Genomic DNA, 7794 nt, shown 5'->3' with positions numbered 1-7794 from the left:
GGAAATAGTACGGATTTACGGTCGGCGTTGGGACATTGAAGTTTTTTTCCGTACGGCTAAACAACACCTTGAACTGGAAAGAGGATGCCAAGGCCCGGCAAATATCCTCAACAAAATTTTGGAGACAGTTCAAACTAATATGGATAATTTCGCCGGTAAAAATTCATTTATTGTCAATAAAAACATTCAATTAGTTGTCAGTGATTAACTCCGAAAGTCGAGATCATTCCTTGGACACATCCTCTGCAAGGGATGTGATGAGATAAAATCGTCGATGGATCAAAGGTTCATACCTAAGAGGGATGGGGTTGGCAAATGGGAGGATGGGCATACAGCAAGACATGAAGCCGCAATGGGTCCGAAAAAAGGCTCACAAACAATCAGCAGGCCGATCAACGTCTTTTTTCGCGTTCCTTCGCACCCTTCACGGTAACAAAGGGCTCCCTGTGCACCACGCACACTGGCCCTGCAACAACGCTATCTTTCCCGGGAGAGACACACTTGATCGAGCCGTCATGAAATGAACAGTCAGCCAACCAACAACGCTTTGACTCCACGATCCTATTCTTCCCCTCCATACTGTTTCTTCCATTCATCTAGGAACAGGATGGCCGTTTCCACCCGGGAAAGCCTGCCCTGCTGCTGCCTGATAGCCCAGACAATATCCTTGAAGGATGAGGACAGGGGAAGCTGCAACCGTTCAAGCAGACCTTTCAGTTCACTGCGCAGGTCCTCATCCAGTCGGGTTGCCCAGCCTGCAGCATCATCACGCCTAGCAGGCCAGTCGGCCCGATCCGCAGCAATGTAATCGATCAGGGTCTGCATGCGCACCGCATAGGTGTGGTCCCGAAGTACCCGATCCCGGGCACGTTTGGCAAAACGTTCACGTTCCTGGGGGTGGGCCAGAAAATGGTCAATCTTCCGGAACAACTCCTCCATGCTGCCAAAGGTTGCCATTTCGTCCTCGGCAAAAAGTTCGGGCAAAAGCGACCGGCGGTCCACAAGCTGGAATCCACCACAACAGGCCAGCTCAAAGGTTCTGGGATTGACGAAATCACCGTCTCCTACAAGGGTATCCTTCTTGATGGACGAGTGCAGATTCAGATTGATCTTTGTGGCATTGAAGATCTTGACGCACTCCTGGGGAGAAATCCTGGCCCCGTCGCGCTGCACAACCCCCTGCAATGCCGATTCTCCATCCCATTCGTTGCCCCATATTTTGAAATCATACCCAAGCAGTTCCCTGAAGGCCAACCTCCGGTTGGGATATCCGGCCCCCAGAAAAGAAATGTCACTGCCATAAATCCGCTGTTCGGCAGGCGTAAGGGGGACCGGCTGATGAAAATCAGGCTGGGCAGCCAGGGGCAGGTAGAGATGTTTGGTCACTCCGATCTTTTCCAGTTCCTGTTCAAAAGGCTGTTTCTGGATGATGGCGAAATAATCGTACAGCGGAGCAAAGCCGCGCCAATAGGTGAACACGGAATAATCCTCCACGAACCACATGACCGTGGGGACCCTGTCCCGGCGCAACCGTTTCAGAGCCTGCCTGCTCAGGGGAGCCTGGGCCAGAGCCAGAACAAGGTCCGGCTCGAACGTTTCCACCTTGGCCAGCACGGCCGTGGACACAAGCTGAAGATAACTGTTTTGCAGGTATTCCAGCCGGTCCATGCCCACCCGAAGGGTTTCCAAAGCATTGTATCCGTCAAAAAAGTCGGGAGCCTCAAAGGGTTCCGCCAGATGGCCCATGGATCGCAACGCACTCACGCAATAACGGCCAATGGGCAGGGAACCGCCGTAAAAGGGCAGGATAACAAGAACACGGAGGGAAGAGGATGTGGTCATCATGGTTGCTCGCAGGGCAGAACGACCGGCAACACCCGGTCGTTGCAGAAGAAATCATGGGTTCTCGAAACCAAAGCCATGCACACGTATTGGGATGTGCGAAAAAAAAGACCGCTTGCCATGACTCCCATCAGCAAACCGTGCCGGAGGCATGCACCATCCAATCCTTTTCCCGATACAATCTTTTAAGAAGATCGTCAGATGCTGGATGGTCGAGCAAGGTTTTGAGATGGTTGTGAATGGTTACAAGCTCACGCAAGGCAGCACGTTCATCCCGGGCCAGGTCGTCACCGGCAAGGACGTGAAAAACACTACCCAGCCTGTCGAATCCGGATGCATAAAGTGCCAGGTCACGGGGCCAGTCCCTGATTGATCGCCCGGAAACATAGCGGAGCAGGGAACGCGAAGCAAAGGACGCGACGCAGCAAACCTGATGCGGACACCTGTGTCCCTCCTTGCATGGAGCGCATTCCTGGACCGATTGGACCACCACATGCCCCTTTCCGTAGGGCCCGGTCTCGTGACACCAGGCCGATGCCAGGAAAAAGGCCATGACCGGAACACCCAGATGAGCGGCCAGATGCATGGTACCGGTATCAGGAGTAAGAAGCAGATCCAGCTTTTGAACATGCTCCATCAATCCCTGCCAATGGGTCCTTCCGGTCAGATCGCTGACCTCCCGGGCCACGGCTGGACGAAGCAAAGACTGCAGGTCCCTGGCCATGCGGGATTCGGCCCGGGTTCCCAAAAGGACAATCGGACCGTGACCAACGCGCTCCAGGGCCGCCGACGTCAAAAGAGCCAGCGTCCTGGTATCCAGAGAACGACGGGGGTCCCGACCGGCCAAAACCACGCCGATTCCCCCTCCATGGGCTGTGGCAGGGGGATTGACCTTTGCGGGATCAATGGGATCCCGGGCATACCCGGCCCACAGATCCACCAGGTTGAGAGGGGAACTCTGCCTGCGGCTTGCAAGGCGAAAGCCCATGTGAGCCCATGCATCCTTGCGCCACTGCCCCTGTTCCAGCCGGTATCCCCGAACAATGCCCGGATCGAACAAAGACGACAGGGCCATGTTCAAGCCTGAAAAATTGAGATTATACACGCAATCGGCATCAAGTGCGCGGAGCTCGGTGCAAGAAGCGATCATCTTCCGCACAAAGGTACTGTCTTGAACGTGACCACCGCCATGGGCCTGAATACTGTATACCCCGACATGGGGATAAAGCAGTTTGGCCAGTTCACGCAGGGAATGATCAACAACCAGGCACACCTCATCACCCGGCCTGGAAGTCAACGAGGCAACAAGGCGCTTGGTCTGCACCAGATCCCCGAACCGTGCGAGCTGAATGACCAGAGAGGTTGCCATGATCGCCTCCGGAAACAACCTGTTGTTTGTGAAATCACCCTATCCAGCCCGGAACCAGCGAACGCAGGGCCTGAAACACTCACCCCACTACGCCCTGTATCCCTTGGGCCCGGTACAACTACCATCAATGCCACCCAAAGCCAAATACGCGCCCATCAACAAATCATGTATGCCTGCCGCGGCTTGCCAATGCACCCGGGTTCCTCTAAGGCTGGCTCCCGCCAAAAGCGCCCTGTAAATCCCTGAGAGCACCCGCAGCTTGCCTCCCTGCACAGGATGCACGAACATTCCAAAGCACATGACTGCCAACATACGGATACACCAGACATAACCACCCGAACAGCCTGCACAAGACAATTGGGCAGGCGCATCGTACAAGCCCTGTTCCTGTTCGACCATGCCCAAAAACGACACCCTCACCCTGCCCCTCATCTTCCGATTCTGGCTTCCCCTGGCCCTGGTGTGGCTGATGATGGGCGTTGAACAGCCGGCCATTGCCGCGGTGATAGCCAGGTTGCCCGGGATCAAGGAAAATCTGGCCGCCTTCGGGCTGACCTTTGCCCTTTCCCTGATCATTGAAGCCCCCATCATCCAGCTGCTTTCGGCGGCCAATGTTCTGGCCAAGGACAGGCAATCGTACAACCGACTTCTTGCCTTTACCCACCTTGCGGGCTGGTCCCTTTCCCTTGTGCATCTGCTGGTTGCCATCACCCCGCTTTTCGACGGCATTGTCTGCGGGATCATTCATGCGCCAAAAGAAATCGTGGAAACCACCCGGTCCGCCTTTCTGATCATGACCCCCTGGACCGTTGCCATCGCCTACAGGCGCCTCTGGCAGGGCATCCTCATCGGCTACGGCCACACATCCATCATCCCCCTGACCATGACAAGCCGACTGGTGGCCATTGCCATTACCCTGGGGGTCGGCAGTGTCTTTCCTGTTCTTCCGGGTGCCTGTCTGGGCGCCATGGCCTTGAGCCTCGGAGTCATTACCGGAGCTGTTGTCACCTGGTTTTTTGCCCGCAATGTGGTGGCCCGTGAAATCCCGACAAGCACTGACCAGGTGCTCACATGGAGACGGCTTCTCGGGTTCTATGTTCCCCTGGCCCTGACCTCCATGATCGCCCTGGCCGTCCAGCCGATCATGTCCATCGGACTGGCCAGAATGGACCATCCCCTGGAATCCCTGGCCATCTGGCCGGTGCTCACGGGATTCATGGCCTTGTTTCAGACCCCGTGTTTTTCCTACCAGGAGGCGGTTGTAGCCCTGCTTCCCCGCAAGGGAGGGTATCCGAAGCTCCAACAGTTCACTTGGATTCTGGGGCTGACCCTGACCCTGTGCTTTTTCTCTGCAGCCCTGTCCCAACCACTCCGCTGGCTCTGGTTCGGGTGGGTTTCAGGCCTTTCCGATCACCTGCTCTCCTTTGTCCGTTCGCCCTTGCTCATTCTCGCCATGGTTCCCCTGCTGACCGTGACCATTGCCTGGTTTCGCGGCATTCTGGTCAGCAACCGCCACACCACAACCGTCACCTATGCCGTTATGGTCAGCGCATCGGTTCTGGTGGGATCCATGCTCACCCTGCCCCTGTTCCTGAATCTTCCCGGGGTGGTCGTGGTGGCATGCTGTATTGTTCTCTCCCTGTCGGCCGAAGCGGGCTTTTTGCAATTCTGTGTCGCACGTGGCCGTGTCAAACAGAGCTTGCCATAAGGCGATGGCTCAACCCCGTTGCATCAAGCTTCCGGGAATCACTGGAACACGTCCGCCCCTTCTTCATGCCACACGGTAACGGACATGGTGCCCAAAACGGCAAAACCGACCCGGAACAGCAGTATGGGTCGGTTTGTCCAATGATATTGTGCAACAGGAATACCTGGGCAGGCCTAAGGCTATCCCCGTTTGTTGAGAAAACGGCTGGACGGAGAGGTAACGGTCGCGGCATTGCGATACCCGCCATACCGTTTGCTCTGACCCCGCACCCTCAGGAGTTCCTGTTTCAGACGTTCCTGAAGTTCACGGGCCTCATGGGTCAGACGCGTCTGCTGCTTTTGCAGCTGCCGGAGCTTGCGGGCAAGCCCTGCGTGCGCCTTCAAGGCGCATAGACGCTCCACAAGAGCCTTGCGTTCCCGGGCCATGGAGCCGGCCTGGTTCATGTCGCCTGCCCGCAGGCAGGCAAGTTCCAGCTCCCCAAGATCAAAGGCCTGCTGAACAAGTGTATCCGTATCTTTCATACCATAACCCATGGCAAGACATCATCCGTCTGAAACCCAAAAAGGGAAAGGAACCTACTGGAGGCTCTTGTCCACATCATGAATGATGGGCAGCCATTTTTCGACCACAGGCAGAAATTCGTACTCCAGAAGATCGGCCAAAAGCACCCAGTCCTCGTTTTCCTGGACCTCGATCATTTCGGTCAGCAAACTTGAAAAGCTTGCAAGGACTTCGTCCATATCCTTACTGCCTGACAGACCAAGCTCTTCCTGCAGACTGCCGACCATGTTCAGAAAATCCCGGGCCACTTCCAGAAGGTCCTGATAGGTAGCCAGGGCTTCCAGATCCTCGGCCTGCCGGAACAGGTCTGCAATCTGCCTGGCTCCCTGACTCATGAGGGAAACAACCTTGGTCATTTCCTTGACAATCTGCCGGCCCATCTCCAACTTGGATACGGAAACAATCTCCACCTTCTGGAGTTCATCCCGCTCGATATCCTCGGCCTGGTGGGGATAGATTTCAGAAAAAATCTCGTCATTGAGCCGCACATCCGTGATAATCCGATCCTGGAAGTGTTCGTCCTGGGTGACCTTGTCGAGCAATTCCTCCAGGTTTTCAAAATGGTTCGCGGCATATTCCGATTGCTGCCCGTCGATAATAATCATCAGTTGTTCCTCCTTGACCCGTGCATGACAGGGGAAAATATTGACATCACGGACATCAATATCAAAATTCATGCCGTTTTACTGGCAGCCACATATTCACCCAATGAACCAACAAGCCGGTCATACCTGGCAAGCAGGGCCAACAGCTCTTCCATGGACTCGGCACTTACGTCTTGCGTCTGATAGGTCCACAAAAGACCAAGGATCCCAAGCCATGGACTTTGTTCAAAATTTGTTTGAATCCGTTGCCATGTGAGCATAAATTTCCTGTTCATGGCCGGCGAAGGCATCCTGCGCACCAACAGGATTTGTTCTCGAAACAAATGGAGCAGCCCCCGGGCCCGATTCAGGGTGCCTGCAATCTCGTCCCGGGCCTCGGTGCTCAACGGATAGACATGGGCAAAGGGCGCAAGCGGTTTTCCGTCAAGGAATTGACGATAATACCATTGCTGGATGCGGACCCACGCAATACGATCCTGCCTGTCTTCCGTAAGGGCGACCAGATCCATCATGTTGTCATGTAACACGGTTTTCCACCCCCTAGCCCCCCTGTGGGCGGGCACGGACCAGATGCCCGTGGCAAGGAAATCGTCCACCAGCTCACCCACCAGAGAGGGCTTGATGGCCTTTCGGCAGGCATGATCACGCTCACAAGACGAGGAAAAGGAACAGGGATGGCAATCCATGTCCGGCTCCAGACAAAGGCAGTTTTCCTGATACGGCCCTGTATCCCAGGGCTGAGCCGTAGCAAGAAACAGGGCCACAATGGGAACGGCAAGGCCGGCTGCCATGTGCATGGTCCCGGTATCATTGGTAACCAGCAGTTTGGTCTGGCCCAGGACGCCAGCCAGCTGGGCAAGGTCTGTTTGCCCCACCATGTCAACCACGGGAGCACGGTTCATGGCAGCGTAGCGTTCACTCAAGGATTTCTCGTTCGGGGCGCCAACAAGGACCGGACACAGCCTGTGCCGGTTCCATATATGACTTCCCAAGCGTGCAAAATAGGCCACAGGCCAGCGCCGCGTATCCTGGCTGGCACCCAGCTGCAACGCCACAAATCCCCTGCATCCACGGGGAGCGTGTTCCTGCAGGCGATCAACGCACCAGGCAAGGATTTCCGGTTGCGGTTCCTTGAGCCGGGGTCTGTCCCCCATGCAGGGCAGATGGGCCACCCGAACCATAACATCCACCAGATTGAAAGGACTGCACCCCCGAAGCCGGGAAGCTGCCTGAAGATAGTTGGCCCACGGCGAAGAATACAGACCGAACCCGTGATCATCGAGCCCAAAACCAAGCTGCCCGGACGGCGCATAAAGATGTCCCAAAAGCCGTGAACTCAGACTCGGCGTCAGGTTGACAACATGGGCCGTCGTTCCATGACTTTCGTCGCCAACAACAGCGCAAAGGGTTTGCAGGGCAGCTGTCCACCGGGAATCAATGTCTGCCAAAAGCCGCGCTCCCGGCAAGGCAACAACGCGATCCACATCCATGAGCAGCTCGGCTGCCTTGGCAAATTGCTCCAAACAGACCAGCACGGTCCGATCCCCCTGTCGCTTGTACCCGCCAAGCACGGGTTGCGTCTGGATCAGATCGCCAAACCGGGTCAGATTGATGACTATTGTTGTGCGCATTTGGCCCCACTACCCCATATTGAATTGCCTGACAATCTGGAGTAAGGTCTGTTGCTTTGTGATCACCAGGCAGATCAA

General features: G+C 55.7%; 7 protein-coding genes. 2 read left to right on the top strand and 5 right to left on the bottom strand.

Translation table 11 applies throughout. From position 1 onward, the window contains the following. Positions 1 to 208, top strand: a 208-nt coding sequence (locus DPF_RS14255) for a transposase (protein ID WP_141721141.1), incomplete at its 5' end; no start/stop codon positions are given. A 353-nt stretch (positions 209 to 561) separates the two neighbouring features. Here DPF_RS14255 and DPF_RS13275 read toward each other — a convergent pair. Together DPF_RS13275 and DPF_RS13270 are read right to left on the bottom strand one after the other, a co-directional pair. Continuing rightward, a complete protein-coding gene (locus tag DPF_RS13275; protein ID WP_069860139.1) occupies positions 562 to 1842 on the bottom strand; it encodes a CgeB family protein in 1281 nt (426 codons plus the stop codon). Between the two features lie 130 nt (positions 1843 to 1972). Then, on the bottom strand, positions 1973 to 3211 hold the full coding sequence (locus DPF_RS13270) for a glycosyltransferase family 9 protein (RefSeq protein WP_069860138.1): 1239 nt from the start codon (positions 3209 to 3211) through the stop codon (positions 1973 to 1975). Positions 3212 to 3608: 397 nt separating this feature from the next. Between DPF_RS13270 and DPF_RS13260 the strand changes: the two genes are divergently transcribed. Beyond that, on the top strand, positions 3609 to 4919 hold the full coding sequence (locus DPF_RS13260; protein ID WP_069860136.1) for a hypothetical protein: 1311 nt from the start codon (positions 3609 to 3611) through the stop codon (positions 4917 to 4919). A 179-nt stretch (positions 4920 to 5098) separates the two neighbouring features. Here the strand turns inward: DPF_RS13260 and DPF_RS13255 are convergent, their stop codons facing one another. The 3 genes from DPF_RS13255 to DPF_RS13245 are packed head-to-tail and all read right to left on the bottom strand — an operon-like array spanning position 5099 to position 7716. Then, positions 5099 to 5440, bottom strand: coding sequence for a hypothetical protein (locus tag DPF_RS13255; RefSeq protein ID WP_141721140.1), 342 nt, complete (start codon positions 5438 to 5440; stop codon positions 5099 to 5101). A gap of 54 nt (positions 5441 to 5494) precedes the next feature. Next, positions 5495 to 6157: a DUF8043 domain-containing protein gene (locus tag DPF_RS13250; RefSeq protein WP_369689600.1), complete on the bottom strand. Its 663-nt coding sequence runs from the start codon at positions 6155 to 6157 to the stop codon at positions 5495 to 5497. Further along, positions 6154 to 7716 (bottom strand): glycosyltransferase family 9 protein, encoded by a 1563-nt coding sequence (locus tag DPF_RS13245; RefSeq protein ID WP_069860134.1) that lies wholly within the window; start codon positions 7714 to 7716, stop codon positions 6154 to 6156. The genes DPF_RS13250 and DPF_RS13245 overlap by 4 nt, the downstream gene beginning before the upstream one ends. Positions 7717 to 7794: the final 78 nt, after the last annotated feature.

The sequence above is a fragment of the Desulfoplanes formicivorans genome (assembly GCF_001748225.1).
Classification (GTDB): Bacteria; Desulfobacterota; Desulfovibrionia; order Desulfovibrionales; family Desulfomicrobiaceae; genus Desulfoplanes; species Desulfoplanes formicivorans.
This window is presented reverse-complemented; position numbering and strand designations above follow the sequence as displayed.